Genomic DNA, 26173 nt, shown 5'->3' on the forward strand with positions numbered 1-26173 from the left:
GCATGCCCAACGGCGCTCCCACGAAGCTGACACAGGGCTCGCGGACCGCAGGTGGCATCGGCGAGTCCACGCACCGTCCCGACGGCACCCTCAAGGTCACCGGCGAGTTCGCGTACGCGTCCGACATGTGGCACGAGGACATGCTCTGGGGCCACATCCTGCGCTCCCCCCTCGCCCACGCCGAGATCGTCTCCCTCGACACGGGCGAGGCCCTCGCGATGCCCGGCGTGTACGCCGTGCTGACGTACGACGACCTGCCGACCGACGTGAGGCACTACGGACTGGAGATCCAGGACACCCCCGTCCTGGCCCGCGGCAAGGTGCGCCACCACGGCGAGCCGGTCGCGATCGTCGCCGCCGACCACCCCGAGACCGCCCGGCGCGCAGCCGCCAAGATCCGGGTGGAGTACCGCGAACTGCCCGTCGTCACCGACGAGTTCTCCGCGACCTCCCCGGACGCCCCTCTGATCCACGAGCACCGCACCGATCACCACGCCGCCCACGTCCCGCACCCCAACATCGTCCACCGCCAGCCGATCATCCGCGGCGACGTGACGGAGGCCGCGAGGCGGGCCGACGTGATCGTGCGCGGCGAGTACCACTTCGGCATGCAGGACCAGGCCTTCCTCGGACCGGAGTCCGGCCTCGCCGTGCCCGAGGAGGACGGCGGCGTCCACCTCTACATCGCCACCCAGTGGCTGCACGCCGACCTGCGCCAGATCGCCCCCGTGCTCGGTCTGCCCGAGGACAAGGTCCGTATGACCCTCTCCGGGGTCGGCGGCGCGTTCGGCGGGCGCGAGGACCTGTCGATGCAGATCCACGCCTGCCTGCTGGCCCTGCGCACCGGCAAACCCGTCAAGATCGTCTACAACCGCTTCGAGTCCTTCTTCGGTCACGTCCACCGCCACCCGGCCAAGCTGGTCTACGAGCACGGCGCGACCAGCGACGGCAGGCTCACCCACGTCAAGGCCCGCATCGTCCTGGACGGCGGCGCGTACGCCTCCTCCAGCCCGGCCGTCGTCGGCAACGCCGCCTCCCTCGGCGTCGGCCCGTACGTCGTCGACGACGTCGACATCGAGGCCCTCGCCCTCTACACCAACAACCCGCCCTGCGGCGCCATGCGCGGCTTCGGCGCGGTCCAGGCGTGCTTCGCCTACGAGGCACAGATGGACAAGGTCGCCCGCGAACTCGGCATGGACCCCGTGGAGTTCCGCCGGCGCAACGCCATGGAGCAGGGCTCCCTCATGCCGACCGGCCAGCGCGTCGACTCACCCGCGCCGGTCGCCGAACTCCTGCGCCGCGTCAAGGCGTTGCCGATGCCGCCCGAGCGTCAGTGGGAGAGCAGCGAGGGCGCGGACGTACGCCAGCTGCCCGGCGGACTGTCCAACACCACGCACGGGGAAGGCGTCGTGCGGGGCGTGGGCTACGCGGTCGGCATCAAGAACGTCGGCTTCTCCGAGGGCTTCGACGACTACTCCACCGCCCGCGTCCGCATCGAGGTCATCGCGGGCGAGCCCGTCGCCGCCGTGCACACGGCGATGGCCGAGGTCGGCCAGGGCGGCGTCACCGTCCACGCCCAGATCGCCCGCACCGAGCTCGGCGTCGCCCAGGTGACCATTCACCCCGCCAACACCCGGGTGGGCAGCGCCGGTTCGACCTCCGCCTCCCGGCAGACGTACGTCACCGGCGGCGCCGTGAAGCACGCCTGCGAGCTGGTGCGCGAGCAGGTGCTGGAGATGGGGCGGCGCAAGTTCGGTACGTACCACCCGGCTTGGGCCACCGCCGAGCTGCTGCTGGAGGGCGGCAAGGTCGTCACCGACGGCGGCGAGGTGCTCGCCGAGCTGGTGGACGTCCTTGGCGGAGACGCGGTCGAGGCCGAACAGGAGTGGCGGCACCGGCCCACCGAGGCCTTCGACCGCCACACCGGACAGGGCAACGGTCACGTCCAGTACAGCTTCGCCGCACACCGCGCCGTCGTCGAGGTCGACACCGAACTCGGCCTGGTCAAGGTCGTCGAGCTGGCCTGCGCCCAGGACGTCGGCAAGGCGCTCAACCCGCTGTCCGTCATCGGCCAGATCCAGGGCGGCACGACCCAGGGCCTGGGCATCGCCGTCATGGAGGAGATCCTCGTCGACCCGACGACGGCGAAGGTGCGCAACCCCTCCTTCACCGACTACCTCATCCCCACCATCCTCGACACCCCCTCCATCCCCGTCGACCTGCTCGAACTCGCCGACCACCACGCCCCGTACGGACTGCGCGGAGTCGGCGAGGCCCCCACCCTGTCGTCCACCCCGGCCGTCCTCGCGGCGATCCGTGACGCGACCGGGCTCGACATCGACAGGACCCCGGTGCGCCCCGAGCACCTGACGGGCACGGCCTGATGCTGGACATCGCCGAGGAGTTGCACCACTGGACCGAGCAGGGCCGTGACTTCGCCGTGGCCACCGTGGTGGCCGTCGACGGCAGCGCGCCGCGTGGCGCGGGCGCCGCCCTCGCGGTGGACGCCGACGGCACGGCGATCGGCTCCGTCTCCGGCGGATGCGTCGAGGGCGCCGTCTACGACCTGTGCCGCCAGGCGCTGGCCGATGGCGGATGCGTCCTGGAGCGCTTCGGCTACAGCGACGACGACGCCTTCGCCGTCGGTCTGACCTGCGGCGGCACCATCGACGTCCTCGTCGTGCCGGTACGGTCCGCCGACCGCGAACGCCCGGTGCTCGCCGCCGCGCTGGCCGCCGCCGCGCACGGGGAGGCAGCGGCCCTGGCCCGGATCGTCTCCGGACCCGCGGACCTGCGGGGCCGCGCCATGCTGGTCCGCCCCGGCGGCGCGTACGAGGGCGGCCTCGGCGCCCACCCGGAACTGGACCGCACCGTCGCCGCCGAGGCGGCCGCCTTCCTGGACGCCGGCCGCACCGGCACCCTGGAGATCGGCGAACAGGGCTCACGCTGCGGCGCCCCCCTCACCCTCCTCGTCGAGTCGTCCGTGCCGCCGCCCCGGATGATCGTCTTCGGCGCCGTCGACTTCGCGTCGGCACTCGTCCGGATCGGCGCCTTCCTCGGCTACCGCGTCACGGTGTGCGACGCGCGCCCGGTGTTCGCCACGCGGGCCCGCTTCCCGGAGGCCGCCGAGGTCGTCGTCGACTGGCCGCACCGGTACCTGGAGGGGACCGACGTCGACGCCCGCACCGCCTTGTGCGTCCTCACCCACGACGCCAAGTTCGACGTCCCCCTGCTACGCCTCGCGCTGCGCCTGCCGGTCGCGTACGTCGGCGCGCTCGGCTCCCGCCGCACGCACCTGGACCGTCTGCGGCGCCTGCGCGAAGCGGGCGTGACGGAAGGGGAGTTGGCGCGGCTGAGGTCACCCATCGGCCTGGATCTGGGCGCCCGCACCCCCGAGGAGACGGCCCTGTCCATCGCCTCGGAGATCGTCGCCGAGCGGCGCGGCGGCAGCGGGGTGTCCCTCGCCGGGGCGCACACGCCGATCCATCACGACACCGCGGTGGTCCGGCCGTCGGTGGCGTCGCCGCTCTGAGCGGCCGGGCGGCACACCGGGGGCTGGTCGGGCCAGGGGAACGCGTAGTCCGGGGCACCGTCCCGGCTCACCCGGACGAAGCGCAGCAGCTCGCGCGCGATGCCCGCGTTGCCCATCGCCCACCCGGTCTCCGGTTCGAGGCCGCTCGGGGTGGCCCGGTGCTCGACGTTGGACCAGCGTGCGCCGTCGGCGTCCCGGGTGGCGCGGGCGGCGAGGTCCGCGACGAGCAGCCGGGCGAACTCCGGGTCGTCGCCCTGCTCGGCCAGCCGGTCGCAGGCCAGCGCCAGGACGCCCGCCGTACCGCAGCAGCGGCCGTTGTTGTCCCAGAAGCCGGGGCGCAGCCGGCGCGGCACGCCGGAGCCGGTCACGGTGTGCCAGCAGCGGTCGGCGAGGACCGCCCAGACGGGGTCGCCGAGGAGGTCCCGGAACTGCCGGAACACCTGGGCGTCCCCCGCCGGGCCGTGGCACCAGCCGTAGTTGTGGCGGGCGACGACGTCGGGCCGGTGCGCCGGGTCGGAGTGCGCGACCAGGAAGCCGTCGGGACCGGCCTCGTCGCGCGCGACGACGTCCGCGACGGCGGACCGCGCCAGGTCGACCAGGTCCGCCCGCCCGGCCGCCGCGCCGACCGTGGCCAGCGCGTACGCGACCCCGAGCGTGCCGTGCGAGACGTGGTGCATGCGCCCGGTAACCCCGGGCCGGTACTCCCACTGGACCCCGTGCGCCGTCGCCTCGGCCGTGCGCGCGTAGGGCTCCAGCGCACGGACGGCGAGGCCGGCGTCGCCGAGGGCCAGCGCGCCGAGGCCGATCCCGGCGTTGCCGCCCATCAGCTCGAACAGCTCGCCCCACCGCGTCCCGTCGAACCCCGCCCGTACTCCCGCCAGCGCGCGGTCCGCCGCCGTACCGGCCGCCGCGTCGCCCAGCTTCTCGTGCACGGACCGCAGTACGAGGGCCATGCCGGTACGGCCGAAGTACAGCGAGTCGTCCTCGCAGCCGTCGACCGCCGCCGCAAGACCCCGCGCCGCCCGCACGGCGAGGTCCGCGTACGCGTCGTCGCCGAAGTGCCGCCACGCCTCCAGGAGGACCGGTACGACACCCGCCGTACCGTTGTAGAGCATGGGTTCGAGTTCCTCGTCGGAGGGCCTGACGGCCCAGCCGATCCCGCCGTCCCCGTCCTCCCGCGCGACCGTCACCAGCCACTGCAGCGCCTCGGCCGCCAGCGCCTCGCCCTCGTCCACGGTCCGCTCATCCGCTGTCGTCATGCGCCCACTCTGGCACGGCGCGAACTCAAGTGCGGCTGATCAAAGCCTAGTTCGAGGACGGGCGGGCGGCCGTCGTCACGGCGTGCGCAGCAGCCTGTTCAGTTCCCGCCCGAACACCGAGCGCGCCGCGGCCCCCACCAGCGGATCGAAGAGGCCCGGCAGCATGCGGACACGCAGATCCTCGCGCCACACCACGCGCGCCCGGCCGCCCGGCCCCGTTCCCACCTCCAGCTCGGCCGAACCCAGCACGATCCGGCCACGCTTGACCAGCCGGACCAGGCCCGGCTCGCCGCCCTTGGGCGGCCGCCACACGGTGACCTCCATCGGGTCGTCGAAGCCGAGCGGCCCGAGACCGGTGCGGGCCACGAAGACGGTGCCCACCCGGGTCGGCGGGTCCGTGACCACAAAGGCCCGGGTCAGCGGGACGGACTCGGCGTGCCGCTCCCACCGCGTGAGGCGGCGCCACGCCTCGTCGACCGGGAGCGGGACCGTCCGTTCGAGTTGGAAGTTCACCACAGGGGGATCTTAGGGAAACGGATGGCGGAACCGGCCACGTCACAGGCAGGGAACTTCTGGGATTTCCTCGGCTACGCCTTGTGAGCGGAGCAGGACGGCGCGGGTTCGGCACGTCGGCGTATCACCATGGAAGGACCGGCGTATCACCATGGAAGGGAGAGGACCGACCTCCGCCGGGAAGTGAGGACCCATGCGCTTCCGCAACCGGACAGAAGCCGGACGGGAACTGGCCGCCCTGCTGCGCGGCGAGCAGGACAAGGGCGGTCTGCCCGACCCCCTCGTCCTCGCGCTGCCCCGCGGCGGCGTCGCCGTCGCCGCCGAGGTCGCACGGGAGCTGGCGGCACCGCTCGACGTGCTGCTCGTCCGCAAGATCGGCGCCCCGCACCACCAGGAGTTCGGCGTCGGCGCGATCGCCGGGGACGACCCTCCGCTGTACGACCTGGAGTCGCTGGCCCTGCTCGGCCTCAGCGAGGAGTCCCTCGCCCCCGCGGTCGAACGCGAGCGCAAGGAGCTGCACCGCCGCGAGCAGCGCTACCGCCGGGACCGTCCGCCGCCCGCCCTCGAGGGCCGCACCGTGATCGTCGTCGACGACGGGCTCGCCACCGGCGCCACCGCCCGCGCCGCCCTGCGCCACGTACGCCGCAGGGCCCCCGCCCGTCTCGTCCTGGCCGTCCCCGTCGGCGCACCGGAGTCGCTCGCCGTGCTGAGCGGCGAGGCCGACGACGTGGTCTGCCTGTACGCGCCGCACTCCTTCAGCGCGGTCGGCCAGTGGTACGACGACTTCGGGCAGCTCACGGACGACGAGGTGCTGGCGGCGCTCCACGGGCCCTGACCTCCGCGAGGGCGCGGGAGGTCCGAGGGCATTGGAAAGGGAGGCGTTGCGGGCTGCTCGTGGTGGCTCGCAACGCCCCCCTGGTCTGTGGCCTGAAGGGTGCTCAGGAGTGGTGCGTCGTGCTCGTCGCCGTACGTCGTTACGACTTGACCTGGGTGGTGACGAGGTCCGAGAAGCGGGTCAGCCGGGTGTACACACCCGGGTGACCCGCTTCCGCGCACCCTTCCCCCCAGGAAGTGATCCCTGCCAGGACGCCCCCGATGAGCAGGGGACCGCCGCTGTCGCCCTGGCAGGTGTCCACGCCGCCGGACGGAAATCCGGCGCACACCATGTCGGTCCGGACGAAGTCCGAACCGTAAGAGTCGCTGCAGCTGGAGTCGGACACGAGCGGCACGGTCGCGGTCCGCAGCTGGTTGGAGGAGCCGCCGTTCTCCGAGGTGGTGCCCCAGCCGAGGATGCGGGCCGTGGTGCCGGCCGGGTACACACCCGACTGCGCGGAGGAGACGTACGACGCCGGGCTGTACGGCATCGACGTCGACAGGGTCAGCACGGCCACGTCGTCGCCCTGGGCGGCGTCCTGGTAGTCCGGGTCGACCCAGATCCTGCTGACCTTGCTGACGGTGCCGTTGGTGCCGTTGAGGTAGGTCCGGCCACCGACCACCCGGACGCTGCCGGTGGACTCGCCGGCCATGCAGTGCGCGGCCGTGACGACCTTGCGGGCCGCCACCAGGGTGCCGCCGCAGAACTGGCCGCCGGCGGCGTCCGTGATCTGCATCATGAACGGGTACGCGGTGGTCGTGGTCTTCGTGCCGCCGACGATGGGCAGGGGAGCGGCGACCGCCGAGGGGGCGGCGATCAGCGCGGTCGTGGCCGCGGCAGCGGCCGCCACGAGCGTGGCGGCAACCTGTCTGGCACGGGTGAGCCCGAACATGAGTCTCCTCAGTGGGGTGGCCGGTGGGGGTCGCACGGGTGGGGGGTGGTGCGGGGAGGCACCGGCCCCATGTGCCCGGGCGAGCGGCACGCCCTCAAGCTAGGACTCGGCGCCCCCTCCTCCCAATGAGGGAACCCCCTAGGGGGAGCAGGGCAGGGAAAACCCTCGGTCCGGGTCAGTAAAGCGGCCGTGCTCTCACTTCGTGCGGCGCCCCGCCGCCAATCGGACGATATCCACCCGCGAGCGGATGCCCAGCTTCCGGTAGACCCGGGTCAGCGTCGCCTCGACCGTCTTGACGCTGATGAACAGGCGGGCGGCTATCTCGCGGTTGGTCGCGCCCTCCATGATGAGCGCGGCGACCTGACGCTCCATCGAGGCGAGCCCCTCCAGGCCGTCGACGCCGTCGAGCCCGTCCGAACCCTCGTGCCCGCCGCGCGCCGCCGGTCCGCCCTGCCCGGCACGCCCGCCGTGCCCCTCCGGTGTCGCGGCGGTGGTGTGCGGCTCCGGCGCGGGTGCCGCGGCGGCCTCCTCCACCTGGCGCAGCCAGGTCAGCGCGCGGCACCGGCGGAACAGCCGGGTGGCCTCGTCGTACGCCGACCTGCCCTCGCGCTGCGACTCCGAGCCGCCCGCGTCCGGGAGCCCCGCCCCCGGGTGCCCCGAGCGCAGCGACGCCAGGGCGAAGGCCGCCCGCGCCTCCTCCAGGCCGTAGCCAAGACCGGCGAGGCGGTCCCGGGCCGACACCAACTGGGCGACGGCCGCCTCGTGTTCGCCCCGGGCCGCGCGCACCAGGGCCTCGGCCCGGTCCAGGACGGCGAGCACGCTCTGCCGGCCGAGCCGCAGCGCCTGCTCGCGGGCGCCGTCGATGACGTCCTGCGCCTCGTCCGCCTCGCCGATCCGCACCAGCGCCTCGGCGAGGTCGCCGTGCCAGCGGCCGCGTGCCGGGTCGGTGATGCCGAGCCCCTGCTCCAGGTCGCGCACCCGGCGCAGCGCGCGCGCCGCTCCCGCCGGGTCCCCGGCCACCAACTGGGCGTACCCCAGGGCGGCCAGAGCGCGCGACAGATACATCTGGTCGCCGTCCTCCTCGGCGTGCTCCACCGCCTCCCGGGCCAGCGACAGGGCCCGGTCGACGCTGCCGCCGGAGGCCTCGGCGAGCGAGGCGAACACCGCGGAGGCCGTCTCGCCTATGCCGGAGTCGCGGGCCAGCCGCAGGCTCTCCCGCGACACCTCCAGCGCCCGGCCGCAGTGCCCGGCCTGGAGCTCGGTCTCGGTGAGCCCGCGCAGGAAATGCATCTCGCTCTCCACCGAACCGCGCCGCCGTACCTCGCGCAGCAGCGCGGTGACCGTCGCCCGCGCCTCGGCCAGCCGGTCGTCCATGACCAGCCAGCGGAACCGGGCACTGCCCCCGCCGTTGTGATGGCAGGCCACCCGCGCGTCCTGAGGCTCCTTCAGCGCGCGCTTGATGGTCTCGGGGGCGTCCGGATGACCCATCAGGGTCTCCGCCTGGGCCTGGAAGGACAGCGACATGAGCTCGGTGTGCCGGTCGCCGCCGCGCGCCGCCAGCTCCGCCGCGTGCGCGGCCGCCTCGCGGGCCTCGGCGAAGTCGCCCGCCATGAGCAGCGCCCGCCAGGCCAGCTGGTAGTGGACCAGCGCGAGCAGCCCGGGGTCGTCGCCCGCGTCGGCCAGGGCCTGCGGGAAGACGGCGTCGACCTCCGAGAGGGTGTGACCCGCCGCGTCGATCACGATCATCCAGGCCCGGACCCGGTCCGCGGGCGCGGTGGCCCGGGTCAGCACCTCGCGGGCGATGTCCCGGGCGAGGTCCATCTCACCGGCGGTGGCCGCGTCCTCCGCCGCCTGCAGGCGGCGCACGTCGGCGTCGGGCAGCGTGCCGGTGGGGGTGTGCCGGGCCGCGAGCAGGCCGAGCTGCGCGGCCACGGACGGGGCCCCGCGGTCCCGGGCCTGCGCGGCCGCCTCGGCCAGCTTGGCGGCGACGTCCGGGTCGGTGCCGGTCGCGGCGAGGGCGAGATGGCGGGCCCGCTCGATCGGGTCGGAGGCCGCGGTGGACAGCGCGGCGTGCGCGGCGCGCCGCTCGTGTGCGGGCGCCTCCGCGTACAGCGCGGCCGAGATGAGCGGGTGCGCGAACCGTACGGCGGGACCGGCGACGGTGTCGAGATCGGTGGCCAGCAGCCCCAGTTCGGCCGCCTGGGCGCACTCGGCCTCGGCGTTCTCCCGGCCGGCCGCGAGCAGCAGCGCGGGCGTCGGCCGGGCACCGGCACTGGCCACCAGCAGGGTGCGGCGGGCCTGCACCGACAGCATGTCCAGCCGGCTCAGGACCAGGGCGCGCAGCGAGGTCGGCACCGGAAGCGGATCGCCCGGGCTCGGCGGGGCCGGGTTCTCGGACAGGGCGCGGCCCAGCTCCAGGGCGAAGAGCGGGTTCCCGCCACTGGTGCGGTGGATCTCGCGGACCGTGGAGCGCGGCAGGTCGGTGTGGCCGCGTTGGTCCAGCAGCGCGGCGGTCTGGGCACGGGAGAGGGGGCCGAGCCGGACGGCGCGGGTGTCCGGCGGCGACGCGCGCAGATGGCGGTCGTCGTACTCCTGCCCCTCGGTCCGTACGGCGCACAGCAGCTGCACCGGGGTGCCGCCCAGCCGGCGCGCGGCGAAGCCGAGCAGCTCCGCGCTGGCCGGATCCAGCCACTGGAGGTCGTCGGCGACGACCAGCACGGTGCCGTGGGAGGCGAGCGCGCGCAGCGCGGACAGCACCGCGAGGCGCAGGGCCAGGCCGTCGCGCTGGAGGGTCGACTCGCCACGGCCGGTGAGCGCCGACTCCAGGGCGGTGCGCTGGGCCGCGGGCAGCCGCGCGGAGACCTGGTCGAGGACCAGGCCGAGCAGGTCGGCGAGTGCGAGGAACGGCAGGTGCGATTCGGACTCGGTGGCCGAGCAGCGCAACACGGTGCGGGCGGCTCCGGCATATTCCGCCGCCAGCGCCCGCAGGACCGTCGATTTCCCTATTCCGGCGGGACCGTGGAGCAGCACGCTGCCGCCCGAGGCGAGCTGCTCACGCGCGGCCGCGAGGGGCTCCTGCTGGCCGATGACCAGGTCGGGACGGCATCTCGCAGGCTCCTGGAAGTCCCGTCGCACGGTCACCGCTCCCCTCCTGTGTCGTGTTCGGGCCAAATTCTAGGCAACGATGCCGGGAATTCGGACGCGCGAAGTGGTGAGGGAAATAACAGCCGCCGTAAAGGGGCATTTTCGGGCCATTCCCAGGTCGGCCAGCCGGCCCTCGCCGCCGACGTCCTCAAGGTGTCAAGATCAGGGGGCATTGCTTTTCGCGCGCGGATCGTGGCCTGATAGTGACGGCACCTCGCATGTACAGGACCTGTCACGCACGGCACCTCATGTATGGGAGTAGGGGAGAGCGATGCGCGTCCCGATGACGATCACGGACTTCCTGGACCGGGCCGAGCTCGGGTTCAGGGACGGCCCCGGCGTGATCGACGAGCCGAACCAGCCCGCACCCCCGGTCCCGGACTCGACGTACGGAAGACTCGGCGAGCGCGTGCGGGCCTGGCAGGCCGGTCTCGACGCGCTGGGCGTCGGGGAGGGCGAGCGGGTGGCGGTGGTCAGCCACAACTCGGCCCGTCTGCTGGAGCTGCTGTTCGCGGTGCCGATGAGCGGCCGGATCGCCGTTCCGGTCAACTTCCGCCTCAGGGCGGAGGAGATCGAGTACGTCGTGCGGCAGAGCGGCGCGTCGGTGCTGCTCTTCGACCCCGAACTGCGGGACGTGGTCGCGAACGTCAGGACCCGGCACCGGTTCATGCTCGGCGAGGAGACCGAGACCCAGCTCATGCGCTTCGGGGTGGAACCCCGCCCCTGGTCGAACCCCGACGAGGACGCCACCGCGACCATCAACTACACCTCCGGAACCACCGCCCGCCCCAAGGGAGTTCAGCTCACCCACCGCAACATCTGGGTGAACGGCCTGACCTTCGGCCTGCACACGCGGGCCTGGGAGCAGGACGTCTACATGCACACCCTGCCCATGTTCCACTGCAACGGCTGGGGTATGCCCTTCGTGATGGCCGGACTCGGCGTCAAGCAGGTCGTGCTGCGCAAGGTGGACGGCGCGGAGATCCTGCGCCGGGTGGACGAGCACGGGGTCACGCTGATGTGCGGCGCGCCCGCGGTGTGGAACGCGGTGCTCGACGCGGCGGCGGGCTGGGACGGCGCGATCCCCGGCCGGGACCGGGTACGGATCGTGTGCGCGGGCGCGCCGCCGCCGAGCCGGATGATCCAGCGCGTCGAGGAGGAACTGGGCTGGGAGTTCACCCAGATCTACGGCCTCACCGAGACCTCCCCGGTGCTCACCTTCAACCGCGCCCGCCCCCAGGACGCGAAGCTTCCGGCCGAGGAGCGGGCGCGCAAGCTGTCCCGCGCGGGCCTCCCGGCGCTGGGTGTGAAGCTCCAGGTGGCCGACTCGGGCGAGGTCCTGGCCCGCTCGAACGTGGTCCTCGACGGCTACTGGGAGAAGCCGGAGGAGACGGCGGCCGCCCTGGAGAACGGCTGGTTCCACACCGGCGACGGCGGACTTCTCGACGAGACCGACGGGCACCTGACGATCTCGGACCGCAAGAAGGACGTCATCATCACCGGCGGCGAGAACGTCTCGTCGATCGAGGTGGAGGACACCGTCTTCAGCCACCCCGCGGTCGCGGAGGTCGCGGTCATCGGCGTGCCCGACACCAAGTGGGGCGAGACCATCAAGGCGCTGGTGGTCCGCGCCCCCGGCGGCGAGGTGACCGAGGCCGAGATCATCGCCTACTGCAAGCAGCGGATGGCCGGCTACAAGGCGCCCACGAGCGTGGAGTTCCGCGACGCCATCCCGCGCACGGCCACCGGCAAGATCCAGAAGTTCAAGCTCCGCGAACCGTACTGGACGGACCGGGACCGCAAGGTCAACTGACCGCCGCCGAAGGGTCGACGGAGGCGGGACGCGCAGGTCACACTGATCGCCGTCCTTCACACGGCCCGTGGGAGTTGGTGTCATGGAAGCTTTGGTGCCGGAACCGTCCCGGTCGGCCTCGCGGTCCTACACGCACGGGACAAGCGAGACGGTCCTGCTCGGTGACACCATCGGGGTCAACCTGGACCGGGCGGTGGCGAGTTGGCCGGATCGCGAGGCCCTGGTCGACGTCCCGTCCGGTCGCCGCTGGACCTACGCCCGGTTCGCGGCGGACGTCGACGAGCTGGCCGGTGCGCTGCTGGCGAGCGGCGTGGCCAAGGGCGACCGGGTCGGTATCTGGGCGGTCAACTGCGCCGAGTGGGTGCTGGTCCAGTACGCCACCGCCCGCATCGGCGCGATCATGGTGAACATCAACCCGGCGTACCGCACGCACGAGGTCGAGTACGTCCTCAACCAGGCAGGGATCTCCCTGCTGTTCGCCTCCGTCAGCCACAAGACCAGCGACTACCGGGCGATGGTCGAGCAGGTGCGCGGCGCCTGCCCGCAGTTGCGCGAGACCGTCCACATCGGCGACCCGGGCTGGGAGGACTTCGTCCGGCGCGCCGGGAGCGTCAACGGTCTGCGGGAGCAACTGGACGCGCGCGCGGCCGAGTTGTCCTGCGACGACCCCATCAACATCCAGTACACCTCGGGGACGACCGGCTTCCCGAAGGGGGCCACCCTCTCCCACCACAACATCCTCAACAACGGCTATTTCGTGGGCGAGTCGATCGCCTACACCGAGCAGGACCGGGTCTGCATCCCGGTGCCGTTCTACCACTGCTTCGGCATGGTGATGGGAAACCTGGCGGCCACCTCGCACGGCGCGTGCATGGTCATCCCGGCGCCGTCCTTCGACCCGAGGGCGACCCTGGAGGCCGTACGCCAGGAGCGCTGCACCTCGCTGTACGGCGTCCCGACCATGTTCATCGCGGAGTTGAACCTCCCGGACTTCGCGACGTACGACCTCTCCACCCTGCGCACCGGCATCATGGCGGGCTCGCCCTGTCCGGTCGAGGTGATGAAGCGGGTGGTCGCCGAGATGAACATGGCCGAGGTCTCCATCTGCTACGGCATGACCGAGACCTCGCCGGTGTCCCTCCAGACGCGGATCGAGGACGACCTGGAGCACCGCACGGCCACCGTCGGCCGTGTGCTCCCGCACCTCGAGGTCAAGATCGTCGACCCGGTCAGCGGCGTCACCCAACCCCGGGGCGAAGCGGGCGAGTTGTGCACCCGCGGCTACAGCGTGATGCTCGGCTACTGGAACGAGCCGGAGAAGACCGCCGAGGCCATCGACCCCGGCCGCTGGATGCACACCGGCGACCTGGCGGTGATGCGCGAGGACGGGTACGTCGAGATCGTCGGCCGCATCAAGGACATGATCATCCGAGGCGGCGAGAACATCTACCCGCGCGAGGTCGAGGAGTTCCTCTACACCCACCCGAAGATCCGGGACGTCCAGGTCGTCGGGGTGCCGCACGAGGTGTACGGCGAGGAGGTCCTGGCCTGTGTGATCCCCTGCGACCCGGCCGAACCGCTGACGCTGGGGGAGCTGCGCGAGTACTGCCAGGGCCGCCTCGCGCACTACAAGGTGCCGAGCCGCCTGCGGATCCTCGACTCCTTCCCGATGACCGTCTCCGGAAAGGTCCGCAAGGTCGAACTCCGGGAGAAGTACGCCGAGTAGACCCGACGACGCCCCGCCCGCGCCCCGCCCGCACCCCGCCTCAGGCTCCCGTCGCGGCCAGGTCGTGGGCGAGGGCGTTCACCGGCTGCGGGGTGCCCGTGAGGTCCAGCACGAACAGCGGGACGCCGAGGGCGTCGGCCCGGACGCGGGCCTCCTCGGCGTACCCGGCGAGGGAGAAGTAGACGCAGCCCGCCGACTCCGACATGGCCGTCAGCCACAGACACTCCACGTCCCGCGGCGAGGCCGGCCGGACCGACGGGTCGACCTGCGCCAGCAGCCCGCGCGCGGCGAGGCCGATCCCGGACGGCTGCGGCTGGTCGGCCCGGCGTATGTCCCGGTAGCCGAGCCACCGCAGATACAGCGCGGCGGCGGTGACGGCGTCGCGGGCGGTGCGGATGGTGATGGGCCGGAAGGGGGGCCGAGGACCGGTGCCGGAGACCGCGGGCGAGGCGGGACGGCTGACCGCGTCCGGGGCGTCGGACGGGGGCTGGGGGGTGGCAGAGGGGCGGTCGGCGGGGTCGGAACCGCCGGACGGGTCCGAGGCCGAGGCCGGGTGGTCACCGGTCGCCGGGGGTGCGGGGGAGGCGGTCTGTGCGGACGGGGTGGCGTCCGTACACGGTTCGCGTGACGAATCCGCCCCCGCGTCCGGATCCGCCGGCGTCGCCGGTCCGGTGACCGGGATGCGCAGGACCGTTCCGCACGGGCAGCCCAGCTCCGGGTGCGGCCACTGGGTCCGGCGTCCGCAGGACGTACAGCGGACGGTGACCCACTCCTCCTCCCAGGCCCGCTGGACCACTCGCGCCGGTGCGGACGACCGGTCAAGCGCCGGGGCGACCGGGGCGCCGCACGCACACGGGTACTCCGGCGCGGTGTAGACGTGCTCGCGACGGCAGGCCGGACAGCGCACGGGCACGCTCTCGTGCATGGCCCTCTCCATCGCGTTGTGTCGGGGCACGGTTCCCATCCTTCTCCCGCGCCGTACCGTGTGTCCGCCTCTTGAACACTGCGGCCGCGGCGGAGGCGGCGGTCACAGCTCAAGGTCCTCCGACAGCCCCGGCCACTCGTCCGGGCCCCCGCCCTGCCACTCGATCAGGTCGCTCTCCTCGACCTCGACCCGGTCCAGGTCGGCCATGCGCAGGATCTCGACCACGTCGTCGAGGTGCGAGGCCAGCCCGAGCGTCACGTTGCCCCTGGTGACCCGGCGGGAGCCGTCCAGAGCGGGGGGATGCACCACGATGTGCGGGAACTCCGTCGGTGGATATGTCATGCCTTCAGGCTCCTGCGCGGTGCATGCGCCCGCACCTCGGCGGCCGACGGCCGTCACAGGGCGTCCAGCTTGCTCACCTTCCAGCCGCCCGGGGTGCGCGTCAGCGTCATCCGTACCCGGTTCAGATCCAGGCGGGGCCCCGACACCTGGGTGCTCCTCGTGGTCTGGTTGACGAACAGCAGGACGACGACCTTCTCCGGTGCGGCCGACACGACCGACACGGCCGGGGCTCCGCCGTCCGCCGGCGCCGCCACCGTCGCCTTCACCACCCCGTGGTACTTCTTCGCGGTCGGCTCGACGACCGTCCTCGTCGTCTTCCCGTACTCGTCGCGGAAGGACCCGGTCAGCAGAGCCCGTGCACGGGGGAAGTCCCGGTCCAGATGCCGGTAGTCGTACGACAGCACGACCGGCGCCGCCTTCCGGGCGGCGGTCAGTGCCTCCTCCCGCGCCTGGTCCGTGCGCCGGCTCTGCTCGTAGCGCCACCCGAGCACGGCGACCGCGGCCAGGCCGGCCAGGAGCAGCACGCCCAGCACCGCGGTACCGAGGTACCGTCCCGGCCATCGTGCGGGGCCGCTCTCCGCCGCACCGGACTCCACTGCGGGGGCGTCGGACGTCAGCACGGGCTCCGGCGGGTCGTCCCGGCCGGCCAGGGGTTCGCTCATCACGGTGGGACCGGATCCGTCCGCTCGCCGGTCCTTCGGCTCGTCCTCGGGCCGGTCCACGGTCGGGTTCGGGTTCGGGCGCTCCGGTCGCCCGGCGCGCTTGGCCGCGGCGCGGGCGGCCGCCGGGATCGTCCGGCGGGCAGGGGAACCGGCGCCGCGTATGCGGGGGGTCGGGTTGGGCACGGTCGTTCTCCTCACTGGTGGGTCAGCCCACGAACTCGACGTCGGACGTGAGCCAGCGGCCGTCCACGCGCACCAGACCGAGCTGGAGCCGGTACGTGCGCGCCTGCCCCTGCGGCGCCGCGGTGTTGGTCACCTTGCTGTCGGCGACGACCAGAACGCGGGCCGTGCGCTCGTCGGAGCGCACGATGCCCGCCTCGAGGACCTGCCCCTCGGACACCGACTTGTTCTTCGCGACCAGCTTGGTCAACTCCGCGGTCTGCGCGGCGAACTGCTTCTTGAAGGTGCCGGTGGCCCCCTTCAGCACGTTGCCGCTGTCCCGGCCGTAGTGCCGGTAGTCGAGCGAGGTGAAGTTCAGCGCGGACTGCCGGGCCGCCGCCAGGATGTCCTGGCGGCGCTGCTCCGCCGCACGCTGGTCGGACACGCGCAGGCCGAGCCAGACGGCCGGCACGGTCACCAGGACGGTCGCGAGGACCAGCCCCGCCGTCAGCATCCGTATGCGCCGTTCGTTCATGCCATCGGTCCAACGAGCAGCCATTGCCACGACTCCTTTCCGAACACGGTCTGTTCGCCGCCCGTCGAGCCGATCGCGACGGGCGTGCCGTCCGGGCCCGCCGCCGTTCCGGTCTCCGGGTCGTACGGCGTGACGTACGCGGCCCGGTCGGCGCCGGACGAACCGGTCCGCGCGCCCGGGGCGTTCTGCGCACCGCGGACCGACGAGGCGCTGCCCCGCGGCAACGTGCAGCGCGCGTCGGTGTTCGCCGGGCGGCTGCTGGTGTCGGCGGGGTCACGGCGCCGCGTCCCGTAGCCCTGGGTGCAGGGCGGCGGATCGGCGACGTTCACGGCCAGCCCGAAGTGGGCCGTGCCGTCGGGGGAGACGGTGTCGGTGCCCGCCACGATGAGCGGCAGGGTGACCAGGGACTGCCGTACGCCGGGCAGCCTCGCCACGGTGATCTGGCCGCCGCTGATCAGATTGCCCAGCAGGACCGGCAGGTCCGGCCGGGTGGACCTCAGCAGGGAGTCGAGCTGCTGGCCGGCGGGCGTGGCGTTGTCGATCAGCCGCCGCAGGTCCGGGTCGCTCGACTTCATCTGCGCGGAGAGGTCGGCCAGGTCGTGCGAGAACGACTTGATGGCCGAGCCCTTGTCGGACTGTGTCTTGAGCACCGTCCGCGAGTCCTCGATCAACGAGACCGTCTCGGGCAGGGACTGGGACGCCGACTCGACCAGCGTGTTGCCGGAGTCCACCAGACGGCCCAGGTTCGGCCCGGTGCCCGCGAAGGCGTCGCCCAACTCGTCGACGGTGGTCCGCAGATCGTCCTTCTTGACCGACTTCACCAGCCGGTCGAGGCTGAGGACCAGGTCGGTGACCGGCACCGGTGTCCGCGTACGGCTGCGCGGGATCGGGCTGCCGTTCATCAGATACGGCCCGCCGGAGCGCCGCGGCTGCAGATCGACGTACTGCTCACCCACCGCCGACCGGTTGGCGACCACCGCCAGCGTGTCGGCCGGGATCCGCGGCGCGTCGTCGTCGATCTCCAGGGGGATCGACACCCCGGTACCGGACAGCCGCAGTTCGCCGACGCGGCCCACCGGGACCCCGCGGTAGGTGACCTCGGCGCCGGGGAAGACGCCCCCGGAGTCGGCGAAGTCCGCGCGCACGGTGTAGCCGCCGCCCAGGACGTCGTCCGCCAGCCCCGTGTACGCGACGCCCACGTACGACACCCCGATGGCGGTGACGGCCGCGAAGGCGAGCAACTGGGCCTTGACCATGCGTGAGATCACGGCAGCATCCCCTTCAGCATGAGCTCGGCGAGGCCGGCGTCGACTCCTCGCGGCAGGCGCCGGGAGCCGTCCCCCGTGCCGTAGGCCGCCGTGCACACCGGTGGGCACAGCGGGCCGCCGCTGTGGCCGGGCGCGGGGGGCTTGTCGGGCACGCTCGGGATGTCCGGAAGGGGCGGGGTGGATGGCAGCGGCACGGGGGTGGGCACCTTCGGCAGCCCGGGAAGATCCGGCACGTCCGGGGTCCCGGGCTTGTCGGAGCCTCCCCCGCTCGGCTTGTCGGCGAGGTTGCCGTAGATGCCCGCCAGATCGAGGTCGGCCGTGATCTTCAGGTTGACGTAGTCACCCTTGACGGCGTCGGTGACGTTCCGCGGGAACGGGTAAGTCGTCAGGATCTCCAGAGAGTTGGGCAGGTCGGCGCCCGCCTTGTTCAGCTGCCGCAGGATGGGCCTCAGCTTCTCGAGGTCGGCGACCGTGTCGTCCCGCGAGGCGTTCACGACGCGGGTGCCGGTCCTGCCGAGCTTCGACAGGGAGGTGAGCATCTTCGTCAGGTCGCGGCGCTGGTCGGCGAGCGTCTTCAGGGCGGGCGGCATGGTGTCGACGGCCTGGGCGATCGTCGTCTTCTCGTCCTTGAGCCGCCTGGACAGCCGGTCGATGCCCTTCAGCGCGCGGACGATGTCCGCGCGCTGCTGGTCGAGGCCGCCGAGGAACGTGTCGAGCTGCTTCAGCAGGGACCTGACCCGGTCCTCGCGTCCGTCGAGGGCCTTGTTCAGCTCGACGGTGATCGTCTTGAGCTGGGCGACCCCGCCGCCGTTGAGCAGCGCGGACAGGGCGGCGAGCACCTCCTCGACGTCCGGGTTGCGGCCGCTGCGGGACAGCGGGATGCGGTCGCCGTCACGCAGCCGCCCCACGGGCGCCACTGAGGTCGGCGCGGACAGCGCGACGTACTTCTCGCCGAGCATGCTGGTCTGCCGCAGCCCGGCGGTCGCGTTGCCGGGCAGCTTCACCGAGTCGGCGATCCGCAGCCGCACGCGCGCGTGCCAGCCGACCAGCTCCACCTTCTCGACCGCTCCCACGGTGACGTTGTCGACCTTGACCGCGGACTGCGGGACCAGGTCCATGACGTCCCGGAAGTCGACCGTGACGTGGTAGGCACGGCCGTCCGAAGCGGCGCCCCCGGGGAGCGGAACGTCGTACCAGCCGTTGAACTCGCAGCCGGTCAGCAGCAGCGAACCGACCGCCGTCCAGGCGGCCATCCGGGCCGTGCGCGGCACGCTCATACCCCGGCCCCCAGAATTCCGCCGAGGGTCTTGTCGACCGTGCCCGTCGCCGCCGGGGCCGTCGGCACCTTCGGCAGGGAGGCGAAGAGTTTCCTCAGCTCGGCGCAGTCGGGGTTCTTGCCGCCCTCGTCGCCGGTCGTCCTCAGCAGCGAGCACAGCAGGGACGCCGGATCCTGCGGCAGCTGCGCGTTGTTGCGGGTGTCGAGCGTGCCGGAGGAGGGGTTGTAGGTGTTGTACAGGTTCGACAGGCCGGTGGGCGCGACGTCCAACAGCTCCTCCAGTGCGGCCCGTTGGGTGACGAGGACCTTGGTGACCTTGCTGAGGCCGTGGACGTCCGAGGCCAGCGCCTTCTTGTTGTGCTTCACGAAGTCGGCGACGTCGCCGAGCGCCTGGGCGAGGTACTTGAGCGCCGCCGCGAGGTCCTTGCGCTCCCCGGCGAGCTGGTCCGCCACGTCGGCGAGGTTGCCGTTGAACGAGCGCACGCTCTTGTCGTCCGCCGCCAGCGCGGCCGTGAACACCTGCAGGTTGCGCACGGTGCCGAACAGGTCGCGCCGGCCGTCGGAGAGCGTGGTGACCGCCTGAGAGAGGTCCGCCACCGACTGGTTGAGGTTCTTGCCCTGGCCCTGGAGGTTGTCCGCGCTCACCCCGAGCAGCCGAGCCAGCGCGCCGTCCTTGTTCGCGCCGCTCGGACCGAGCGCCTCGGACGTGGTGTGCAGGCTGTCGAAGACCCGGTCCAGCTCGACGGGGACGGCCGTACGCGACTCCGGGATGACGGCGCCGTCCCGCAGCACCGGTCCCTTGCGGTACACCGGCAGCAGTTGCAGGTAACGGTCGCTGACCACCGAGGAGTTGACAATGGCGGCCTGCGCGTCCGCGGGGACCTCGCGCCCGTGGTCGTACTCCAGCTCCACCCGCACCCGGCGCCCCTGAGGCGTGATCTTCTTGACCTCGCCGATGCGCACACCGAGCACGCGGACGTCCGAGCCGGGGTAGAGGCCGACGGAGCGCGGGAAGTACGCCGTGACGCGGACGGGCTCGGGGTGCGGCCACAGCACGACGGCGAGCGTGGCGACGACCGCGAGCGCGGTGAGCAGCGCGAGGGCCTTGACGCGCCGGACGGTCGCTGTTCTGCGTGCAGTCATCGTGAGCCTCCCGTGCGCGGTACGGCCGGGGCGGGGACGACGAGGTTCTGCACGTAGGTGTCGAACCAGCGGCCGTTGCCCAGGGTGTTGCTGAAGAGCCGCACGTAGGGCGCGAGCATTCGGACGCTGCGGTCGAGGCTCGCCTGGTTGCGTTCCAGCATCTTTACGAAGGCGTTCAGGTTCTTGAGGGCCGGTCCGATCTGCGCCCGGTTGTCCTCGACGAGACCGGAGAGCTGGATGCCCAGGAGGGCGGAGCTCTTGAGGAGTTGGTGGATCGCTTCGCGCCGCCTGCTGATCTCCCTCAGCAGGGCGTCGCCGTCCTTCACCAGCGCGGAGAAGTCCTTGGTGTGCCCGGCCAGCGTGCCAGTGACGCCGTTGGCGTGGTCGAGCAGCTCCTGCAGCGCCTTGTCGCGGGAGGCGACGGTCCTGGAGATGCGCGACAGCCCCTTGATCGACGCCCGCACCTCCGCGGGGGAGTCCTGGAAGGTGACGGAGATCGTGTCCAGCGCCTTCGCGAGCCGGTCCGTGTCGACCTTCTCGCTGGTGGTCGTCAGGTCACTGAAGGCCTGCACGACGTCGTACGCCGACACCGTCCGCCGCAGCGGGATCTGGCTGCCCGCCTTCAACTGGCCGGGGCCCTTGGGGTACAGCGCGAGGTACTTCTGACCGAGGATGGTCTTGACCCGGATCGCCGCGCCGGTCTCGGTGCCGAAGGCCGGGTCGTCCTTCACCTTGAAGCTCACCTTGACGTGGTCGCCGTCCAGGTCGACGTCCTCCACCTTGCCGACCTTGACCCCGGCGATCCGCACCTCGTCGCCCGCCTTGAGGCCGCCCGCCTCCGAGAAGGCAGCGCTGTACCTGTCGCCACCGCCGATCACCGGGAGGCTGTCGGCGTTGAACGCGGCCAGGGCCAGCAGCGCGAGCACGGTGAGACCGACGATGCCGACCACGACGGGATTGCGCTCGCGGAACGGCTTGAGCCGGGGGCGGCGCAACGGGATCCTCGGCAGCTTCGGCGGCAGGATCCGTACCTTCACCAGCGGATCGGGTCGGCGAGGCCTGCGCTTGGGCAGTTTCGGCAGCTTGGACAGCTTCGGCACCCCGGGCAGCTTCGGCGGCAGGATCCGTACCTTCACCAACGGCTCGGGGCCGTGGCGTCGCCGTACGACGCGCAGGCTCATCCGCCGCACCTCGCCCGTGCCACGTGCATCTCCGGAGAGATCACCTGTTTCGTCCTCGGCAGCACGATCCGGCCGTCGAAGTCGCAGAGGTAGAAGTTGAACCAGGAGCCGTAGGACGCCGTCCCGGTCAACTTGTCGAGCTTGTTCGGCAGCCGCTTCAGGACGCCCTCCACGGTCGTCTGGTGGTTGTTCAGCGTTCCGGTCAGTTCGGTCAGGCCGGCGATGTCGTCCTTCAGCGGTGGACGCGCGTCCCGCAGCAGCCCCGAGGTGGCCCCGCTGAGGTCGGCGATGTTCACCAGGGACTCGCCGATGGGCTTGCGGTCGGCGGACAGCCCGGAGATCACCCGCCGCAGCTGTTCGATCAACTCCGAGAAACGGGCGCCGCGTTGGTCGAGCGTCTGCAGCACGGTGTTGAGGTTGTCGATCACCGAGCCGATCAGCTTGTCGCGGTCGGCGAGGGTCGTGGTGAGCGACGCCGTGTGCGCGAGCAGGCTGTTCACCGTTCCGCCCTCGCCCTGAAGGGTCCTGATGATCTCGGTGGCGAGCTGGTTGACGTCGCTCGGGCTCAACGCGGCGAACAGCGGCTTGAAGCCGTTCAGCAGCGCGTTGAGGTCCAGCGCCGGCCGGGTCCGCGCCAGCGGGATGGTGCCGCCCGGCCGCAGCCGGGTGCCGTCGCCCACGCCCTCGGTCAGCGCGACGTACCGCTGGCCGACCAGGTTGCGGTAGCGCACGACCGCGTTCGTGCTCCTGCGCAGCGGACGGTCCGCGGTGACCGTGAAGGTGACCTCGGCCAGCGTCCGGTGCCGGATGCGGATGTCCTCGACCTCGCCGACCCGCACCCCGGCCACCCGGATGTCGTCGCCCTGCTCCAGCCCCGTCACGTCGCTGAACACCGCGTGGTACGTGTCCTTCGGCGCGAAGGAGATGTTGACGATGGTCGCGGCGAGCAGCGTCGTCGCCGCGATCGTCACCAGCGCGAAGAGGCTGAACTTGACCAGCGGCGCGGCGGCCTGCCGGGCTCCTGTGGTCCTCATGCGACGCTCACCGCCGTTCCCCGGGCGAGCGGCCCGAACAGCAGGGTCGCCACCGGCGGCACCCGGTCCGCCAAGACGCCCATCGCGGGGGCCACGAGCGAGCCGACGGCCCGCTGCTCGGCCTTGGTGGCGGACACCTGGTCACCTGCGGGGAGCGTGCCGCCCGCACCACTGCCGGACGTACCGTCGTCGAGCTTGGGCTTCGGTACGGGCACCGGCGGATGGCGGAGGCAGAACGGCCCCGAGTGCTCCCCGTACCGAGGCTCCTCCCCGGGGTGGTAGGCCCGCTGAGTCCGTACGGCCTCGAGCGTGATGTGCATCTCGCCGCCCTGGAACACCTTCTCCCCCGCCTGCTCCTGGTGCACCAGGCCCGCGAACAGGCACGGGTACTCGGGGGAGTAGCGGGCGAACAGCTCCAGCGTCGGGCGGGAGACCCGGCCGAGGGTGATCAGCCGGTCGCCGTTGTCGTCGAGGAAGTCGCGCCCCGTGTCCGCGGCCGTCGCGGTCGTGCGCAGCGCCGAGGCCAGCTGCTCCCGCTTCTCGACGAGCGTGCGGCTGGTGGTGACGGTGTTGCGCAGGATACGCATGAGATCGGGCGCGGCGTCGCCGTACACCTCGGCGACGTCCGCGAAGCGTGCGATGTCCTCCTTCAGGGACGGCAGATGCGGGTTGAGCCGGCGCAGATAGGCGTCGACCCGGGCGAGGTTGTCGCCGATCCGGTCGCCGCGGCCCTCCAGCGCGGTGGCGAACGCCGAGAGGGTGGCGTTGAGTTCACCCGGTTTCACGGTACGGAGCAGTGGCAGCAGGTCGTTCATCAGCTGCTGCACCTCGATGCCGACCTTCGTACGGTCCTGGGTGATGACGTCTCCCGCGCGGATGGCCCGGTCGGTGGAGTGGGCAGGCGCCACGAGGTCGACGTACTTCTCCCCGAACAGCGTCTTGGGCAGCAGCCGGGCGTGCACGTCCGCCGGGATGAAGCGGACCTGGTCCGGGTCGAGCGCGAGGTCGAGCGTGGCCTTGCGGCCGTCGGCGCGCACCGCGCGCACCTCGCCCACCAGCAGCCCGCGCAGCTTGACGTCGGCACGCGGATCGAGCTGGTTGCCGAGGCTGCCGGCCTCCAGGGTGATGCGTACGACCGAGGTGAACGTCTGCTGGTAGACGGCCACGGCGAGGGACAGCAGCAGCGCCAGCACGACGAGGAAGACGACGCCGTACAGTCGCAGTCGGAGCACTCTCACCGGCATCAACCCGCTATCCGTACGGTCGTGTTGGCGCCCCAGATCGCGAGGCTCAGGAAGAAGTCGAGGACGTTGACGGCGACGATCGAGGTCCGCACGGCGCGCCCCACCGCCACCCCGACGCCCGCCGGACCGCCGCTCGCGTAGTAGCCGTAGTGGCAGTGCACGAGGATGATCAGGACGGCGAAGACGATCACCTTGCCGAAGGACCAGAACACGTCGACCGGCGGCAGGTACTGGTGGAAGTAGTGGTCGTAGGTGCCCGCCGACTGGCCGTAGTACTGGGTGGTGATGGTGCGGGCGGCGAGGTACGAGGACAGCAGCCCGATGACGTACAGCGGGATCACGGCGACGAAGCCCGCGATCATCCGGGTCGTCACCAGAAAGGGCAGCGAGGGGACGCCCATCACCTCCAGCGCGTCGGTCTCCTCACTGATCCGCATCGCGCCGAGCTGCGCGGTGAAGCCGGCGCCGACCGTCGCGGACAGGGCGAGCCCGGCCACCAGGGGCGCGATCTCCCGGGTGTTGAAGTACGCCGACAGGAACGCCACGAAGTTGGAGGTGCCGAGCTGGTTGAGGGCCGCGTAGCCCTGGAGGCCCACCTCGGTGCCGGTGAAGAACGACAGGAAGGCGATCACGCCGACCGTGCCGCCCACGACGGCGAGCGCGCCGCGGCCGAAGCTCACCTCGGCGAGCAGCCGCAGGACCTCCTTCTTGTAGCGGCGCAGGGTACGCCCCGTCCACGCCAGGGAGCGTCCGTAGAAGGCGAGTTGGGCGCCGAGATCTTCGAGAGAGCGCAGCGGGCGTTCGAAGAGTCGTCGAGGTCGCATCGGCTAACCCCTCTGCGGGACGACCTGGAAGTACACCGCGGTCATCACGAAGTTGGTCACGAACAGCAGCATGAAGGTGATCACCACTGACTGGTTGACGGCATCGCCCACGCCCTTCGGGCCGCCACTCGCGTTCAGCCCCTTGTACGAGGCCACGATCGCGGCGATCGCCCCGAACACCAGCGCCTTCAGCTCGGCGGCCCACAGGTCGGGCAGCTGGGCGAGGGTGGTGAAGGAGGCGAGGTAGGCGCCGGGTGTGCCGTTCTGGAGAATGACGTTGAAGAAGTAGCCGCCCGCCACGCCGACCACCGACACCAGGCCGTTGAGCAGGACGGCGACGACCATGGAGGCCAGCACGCGGGGCACGACGAGCCGGTGGATCGGGTCGATGCCGAGCACCTGCATCGCATCGATCTCGTCCCTGATCTTGCGTGCGCCGAGGTCCGCGCAGATCGCCGTGCCGCCCGCGCCCGCGATCAGCAGCGCGGTGACGATCGGCGACGCCTCCCGCAGCACCGCGAGGACCGAGGCCGCACCGGAGAAGGACTGGGCGCCCAACTGCCGAGTCAGGCTGCCGATCTGCAGCGCGATGACGGCCCCGAAGGGGATCGACACCAGGGCGGTGGGCAGGATGGTCACACTGGCGACGAACCAGGCCTGCTGGATGAACTCCCGAGCCTGGAAAGGCCGTCGGGGAAGGGTCCGCACGACGTCCAGTGCCATCGCGAACAGACGGCCCGAGTGCCTCAGCGCCCCGGTCGGCGACAGACTCATGCGTCCGCCACCTCCTTCCGGTGCAGCTCCGCCTCCCGTCTCGCGATCGCCTCCCAGCGGGGCGGGCGGGTGATGCCGGGGCCCGGGAGCAGGCGCGGTGTCATGTCGTTGCCGACGTGGCGGGCCTTGCGGTCCACGTCGCCGAGCCGCGCCAGCTCCTCTTCGACCTGGGCGGCGTCCTTCTCCTCGGCCATCCCGATCGGCCCCTGCATCCGGCCGTTCAGGAACTGCCGTACGACGGGCTCCTCGCTGCTCAGCAGCTTCTCGCGCGGGCCGAACATGACCAGCTCGCGGCGGAACAACAGTCCGATGTTGTCCGGCACTTGACGGGCCGAGGAGATGTCGTGCGTGACGATCAGGAAGGTCGCGTCGATCTGCGCGTTGAGGTCGACGATGAGCTGGTTGAGGTAGGCCACGCGCACCGGATCCAGGCCCGAGTCGGGCTCGTCGAAGAGGATGATCTCGGGGTCCAGCACCAGGGCCCGGGCGAGCCCCGCCCGCTTGCGCATGCCGCCGGATATCTCGCCGGGCAGCTTGTCCTCGGCGCCGATCAGTCCGACCATGTCCATCTTCTCCAGCACGATCCGCCGGATCTCGCTCTCGGACTTGCGGGTGTGCTCGCGCAGCGGGAAGGCGATGTTGTCGTACAGGTTCATCGAGCCGAACAGCGCGCCGTCCTGGAACAGCACGCCGAACAACTTCCGTACCTCGTACAGCTCGTGCTCACGCAGCTTCGTGATGTCCTGGCCCGCGATCTCGACCGAGCCGCGCTCCGGCTTCAGCAGTCCGACGAGCGTCTTGAGGAACACCGACTTGCCGGTACCCGAGGGGCCGAGCATGACCGAGACCTCACCGGCGGGCAGCGTCAGGGAGACGTCCTGCCAGATGACCTGGTGACCGAAGGACTTGGTCAGCCCTTCCACACAGATCTCGACACCCATCCGCTCCACCCTTCGCCCGTGCCGCCCGCGTCGCCCGTGCCGCTCGTGTCGCTCGTGGCGACCGTAGAGCAGCTTCGACATCTGCTCTACGGGGCGGGGCAGGGCGTCCGTC

The 26173-nt window shown here is 72.0% G+C and carries 22 protein-coding genes; 5 read left to right on the top strand and 17 right to left on the bottom strand.

Translation table 11 applies throughout. The features are described 5' to 3' along the window. Positions 1–2 precede the first annotated feature (2 nt). Positions 3–2384, top strand: a complete 2382-nt coding sequence (locus QFZ74_RS25090; RefSeq protein ID WP_307623089.1) for a xanthine dehydrogenase family protein molybdopterin-binding subunit — start codon at positions 3–5, stop codon at positions 2382–2384. Further along, positions 2384–3532, top strand: a complete 1149-nt coding sequence (locus tag QFZ74_RS25095) for an XdhC family protein (protein WP_307623090.1) — start codon at positions 2384–2386, stop codon at positions 3530–3532. The genes QFZ74_RS25090 and QFZ74_RS25095 overlap by 1 nt, the downstream gene beginning before the upstream one ends. Here the strand turns inward: QFZ74_RS25095 and QFZ74_RS25100 are convergent. Then, on the bottom strand, positions 3487–4791 hold the full coding sequence (locus QFZ74_RS25100; RefSeq protein ID WP_307623091.1) for a lanthionine synthetase LanC family protein: 1305 nt from the start codon (positions 4789–4791) through the stop codon (positions 3487–3489). The two genes, QFZ74_RS25095 and QFZ74_RS25100, sit on opposite strands and share 46 nt — an antisense overlap. Positions 4792–4866: 75 nt before the next feature. Next, positions 4867–5307, bottom strand: coding sequence for an SRPBCC family protein (locus QFZ74_RS25105; protein ID WP_307623092.1), 441 nt, complete (start codon positions 5305–5307; stop codon positions 4867–4869). A gap of 190 nt (positions 5308–5497) precedes the next feature. Between QFZ74_RS25105 and QFZ74_RS25110 the strand changes: the two genes are divergently transcribed. Next, positions 5498–6139, top strand: a complete 642-nt coding sequence (locus QFZ74_RS25110; RefSeq protein ID WP_307623093.1) for a phosphoribosyltransferase — start codon at positions 5498–5500, stop codon at positions 6137–6139. A gap of 139 nt (positions 6140–6278) precedes the next feature. Here the strand turns inward: QFZ74_RS25110 and QFZ74_RS25115 are convergent, their stop codons facing one another. After that, complete coding sequence (locus tag QFZ74_RS25115; protein WP_307623094.1) at positions 6279–7070, bottom strand: trypsin-like serine protease; 792 nt, start codon at positions 7068–7070, stop codon at positions 6279–6281. Positions 7071–7265: 195 nt separating this feature from the next. Further along, a complete protein-coding gene (locus QFZ74_RS25120) occupies positions 7266–10211 on the bottom strand; it encodes a LuxR family transcriptional regulator (protein ID WP_307623095.1) in 2946 nt (981 codons plus the stop codon). Between the two features lie 274 nt (positions 10212–10485). On the opposite strand from QFZ74_RS25120, the gene QFZ74_RS25125 reads away from it, so the two are divergent. Together QFZ74_RS25125 and QFZ74_RS25130 are read left to right on the top strand one after the other, a co-directional pair. Continuing rightward, entirely contained in the window at positions 10486–12027 is a 1542-nt protein-coding gene (locus QFZ74_RS25125) for an AMP-binding protein (RefSeq protein ID WP_307623096.1), read from the top strand. 94 nt (positions 12028–12121) lie between these two features. Further along, a complete protein-coding gene (locus QFZ74_RS25130) occupies positions 12122–13753 on the top strand; it encodes an AMP-binding protein (protein WP_307623097.1) in 1632 nt (543 codons plus the stop codon). A gap of 40 nt (positions 13754–13793) precedes the next feature. Here the strand turns inward: QFZ74_RS25130 and QFZ74_RS25135 are convergent, their stop codons facing one another. The 13 genes from QFZ74_RS25135 to QFZ74_RS25195 all read right to left on the bottom strand — a co-directional run bounded on the left by QFZ74_RS25135 (position 13794) and on the right by QFZ74_RS25195 (position 26061). Beyond that, a complete protein-coding gene (locus QFZ74_RS25135) occupies positions 13794–14678 on the bottom strand; it encodes a hypothetical protein (RefSeq protein WP_307623098.1) in 885 nt (294 codons plus the stop codon). Between the two features lie 102 nt (positions 14679–14780). Next, positions 14781–15020, bottom strand: coding sequence for a hypothetical protein (locus tag QFZ74_RS25140; protein ID WP_307623099.1), 240 nt, complete (start codon positions 15018–15020; stop codon positions 14781–14783). Between the two features lie 53 nt (positions 15021–15073). Beyond that, complete coding sequence (locus tag QFZ74_RS25145; protein ID WP_307623100.1) at positions 15074–15865, bottom strand: hypothetical protein; 792 nt, start codon at positions 15863–15865, stop codon at positions 15074–15076. 22 nt (positions 15866–15887) lie between these two features. Continuing rightward, entirely contained in the window at positions 15888–16376 is a 489-nt protein-coding gene (locus tag QFZ74_RS25150) for a hypothetical protein (RefSeq protein WP_307623101.1), read from the bottom strand. Next, positions 16373–17644 (bottom strand): MCE family protein, encoded by a 1272-nt coding sequence (locus QFZ74_RS25155; protein ID WP_307623102.1) that lies wholly within the window; start codon positions 17642–17644, stop codon positions 16373–16375. Before QFZ74_RS25155 ends, QFZ74_RS25150 begins: the two co-directional genes overlap by 4 nt. Further along, a complete protein-coding gene (locus QFZ74_RS25160) occupies positions 17641–18921 on the bottom strand; it encodes an MCE family protein (RefSeq protein ID WP_307623103.1) in 1281 nt (426 codons plus the stop codon). The genes QFZ74_RS25155 and QFZ74_RS25160 overlap by 4 nt, the downstream gene beginning before the upstream one ends. Then, a complete protein-coding gene (locus QFZ74_RS25165; RefSeq protein WP_307623104.1) occupies positions 18918–20063 on the bottom strand; it encodes an MCE family protein in 1146 nt (381 codons plus the stop codon). The genes QFZ74_RS25160 and QFZ74_RS25165 overlap by 4 nt, the downstream gene beginning before the upstream one ends. Continuing rightward, positions 20060–21244 carry an MCE family protein gene (locus QFZ74_RS25170; protein WP_307623105.1) on the bottom strand — a complete coding sequence of 395 codons (1185 nt, stop codon included), beginning with the start codon at positions 21242–21244 and terminating at the stop codon, positions 20060–20062. The genes QFZ74_RS25165 and QFZ74_RS25170 overlap by 4 nt, the downstream gene beginning before the upstream one ends. Next, positions 21241–22278, bottom strand: a complete 1038-nt coding sequence (locus QFZ74_RS25175) for an MCE family protein (protein WP_307623106.1) — start codon at positions 22276–22278, stop codon at positions 21241–21243. The genes QFZ74_RS25170 and QFZ74_RS25175 overlap by 4 nt, the downstream gene beginning before the upstream one ends. After that, entirely contained in the window at positions 22275–23522 is a 1248-nt protein-coding gene (locus QFZ74_RS25180) for an MCE family protein (protein ID WP_307623107.1), read from the bottom strand. The genes QFZ74_RS25175 and QFZ74_RS25180 overlap by 4 nt, the downstream gene beginning before the upstream one ends. Continuing rightward, a complete protein-coding gene (locus QFZ74_RS25185; protein WP_307623108.1) occupies positions 23522–24346 on the bottom strand; it encodes an ABC transporter permease in 825 nt (274 codons plus the stop codon). The genes QFZ74_RS25180 and QFZ74_RS25185 overlap by 1 nt, the downstream gene beginning before the upstream one ends. Before the next feature lie 3 nt (positions 24347–24349). Continuing rightward, on the bottom strand, positions 24350–25120 hold the full coding sequence (locus QFZ74_RS25190; protein ID WP_307623109.1) for an ABC transporter permease: 771 nt from the start codon (positions 25118–25120) through the stop codon (positions 24350–24352). After that, positions 25117–26061, bottom strand: coding sequence for an ABC transporter ATP-binding protein (locus tag QFZ74_RS25195; protein WP_307623110.1), 945 nt, complete (start codon positions 26059–26061; stop codon positions 25117–25119). Before QFZ74_RS25195 ends, QFZ74_RS25190 begins: the two co-directional genes overlap by 4 nt. Positions 26062–26173 lie beyond the last annotated feature (112 nt).

Origin of the sequence: Streptomyces sp. V3I7, from assembly GCF_030817495.1 — a bacterium.
In the GTDB taxonomy this organism is placed as follows: Bacteria; Actinomycetota; Actinomycetes; order Streptomycetales; family Streptomycetaceae; genus Streptomyces.

Bases quoted from the DNA above. Each gene is read 5' to 3' on its own strand.
- QFZ74_RS25090 (WP_307623089.1), top strand. From the start codon at position 3: ATGCCCAACGGCGCTCCCACGAAGCTGACACAGGGCTCGCGGACCGCA.
- QFZ74_RS25095 (WP_307623090.1), top strand. From the start codon at position 2,384: ATGCTGGACATCGCCGAGGAGTTGCACCACTGGACCGAGCAGGGCCGT.
- QFZ74_RS25100 (WP_307623091.1), bottom strand. From the start codon at position 4,791: ATGACGACAGCGGATGAGCGGACCGTGGACGAGGGCGAGGCGCTGGCG.
- QFZ74_RS25110 (WP_307623093.1), top strand. From the start codon at position 5,498: ATGCGCTTCCGCAACCGGACAGAAGCCGGACGGGAACTGGCCGCCCTG.
- QFZ74_RS25115 (WP_307623094.1), bottom strand. From the start codon at position 7,070: ATGTTCGGGCTCACCCGTGCCAGACAGGTTGCCGCCACGCTCGTGGCG.
- QFZ74_RS25125 (WP_307623096.1), top strand. From the start codon at position 10,486: ATGCGCGTCCCGATGACGATCACGGACTTCCTGGACCGGGCCGAGCTC.
- QFZ74_RS25135 (WP_307623098.1), bottom strand. From the start codon at position 14,678: ATGCACGAGAGCGTGCCCGTGCGCTGTCCGGCCTGCCGTCGCGAGCAC.
- QFZ74_RS25140 (WP_307623099.1), bottom strand. From the start codon at position 15,020: ATGACATATCCACCGACGGAGTTCCCGCACATCGTGGTGCATCCCCCC.
- QFZ74_RS25150 (WP_307623101.1), bottom strand. From the start codon at position 16,376: ATGAACGAACGGCGCATACGGATGCTGACGGCGGGGCTGGTCCTCGCG.
- QFZ74_RS25160 (WP_307623103.1), bottom strand. From the start codon at position 18,921: ATGAGCGTGCCGCGCACGGCCCGGATGGCCGCCTGGACGGCGGTCGGT.
- QFZ74_RS25165 (WP_307623104.1), bottom strand. From the start codon at position 20,063: ATGACTGCACGCAGAACAGCGACCGTCCGGCGCGTCAAGGCCCTCGCG.
- QFZ74_RS25170 (WP_307623105.1), bottom strand. From the start codon at position 21,244: ATGAGCCTGCGCGTCGTACGGCGACGCCACGGCCCCGAGCCGTTGGTG.
- QFZ74_RS25175 (WP_307623106.1), bottom strand. From the start codon at position 22,278: ATGAGGACCACAGGAGCCCGGCAGGCCGCCGCGCCGCTGGTCAAGTTC.
- QFZ74_RS25180 (WP_307623107.1), bottom strand. From the start codon at position 23,522: ATGCCGGTGAGAGTGCTCCGACTGCGACTGTACGGCGTCGTCTTCCTC.
- QFZ74_RS25185 (WP_307623108.1), bottom strand. From the start codon at position 24,346: ATGCGACCTCGACGACTCTTCGAACGCCCGCTGCGCTCTCTCGAAGAT.
- QFZ74_RS25190 (WP_307623109.1), bottom strand. From the start codon at position 25,120: ATGAGTCTGTCGCCGACCGGGGCGCTGAGGCACTCGGGCCGTCTGTTC.
- QFZ74_RS25195 (WP_307623110.1), bottom strand. From the start codon at position 26,061: ATGGGTGTCGAGATCTGTGTGGAAGGGCTGACCAAGTCCTTCGGTCAC.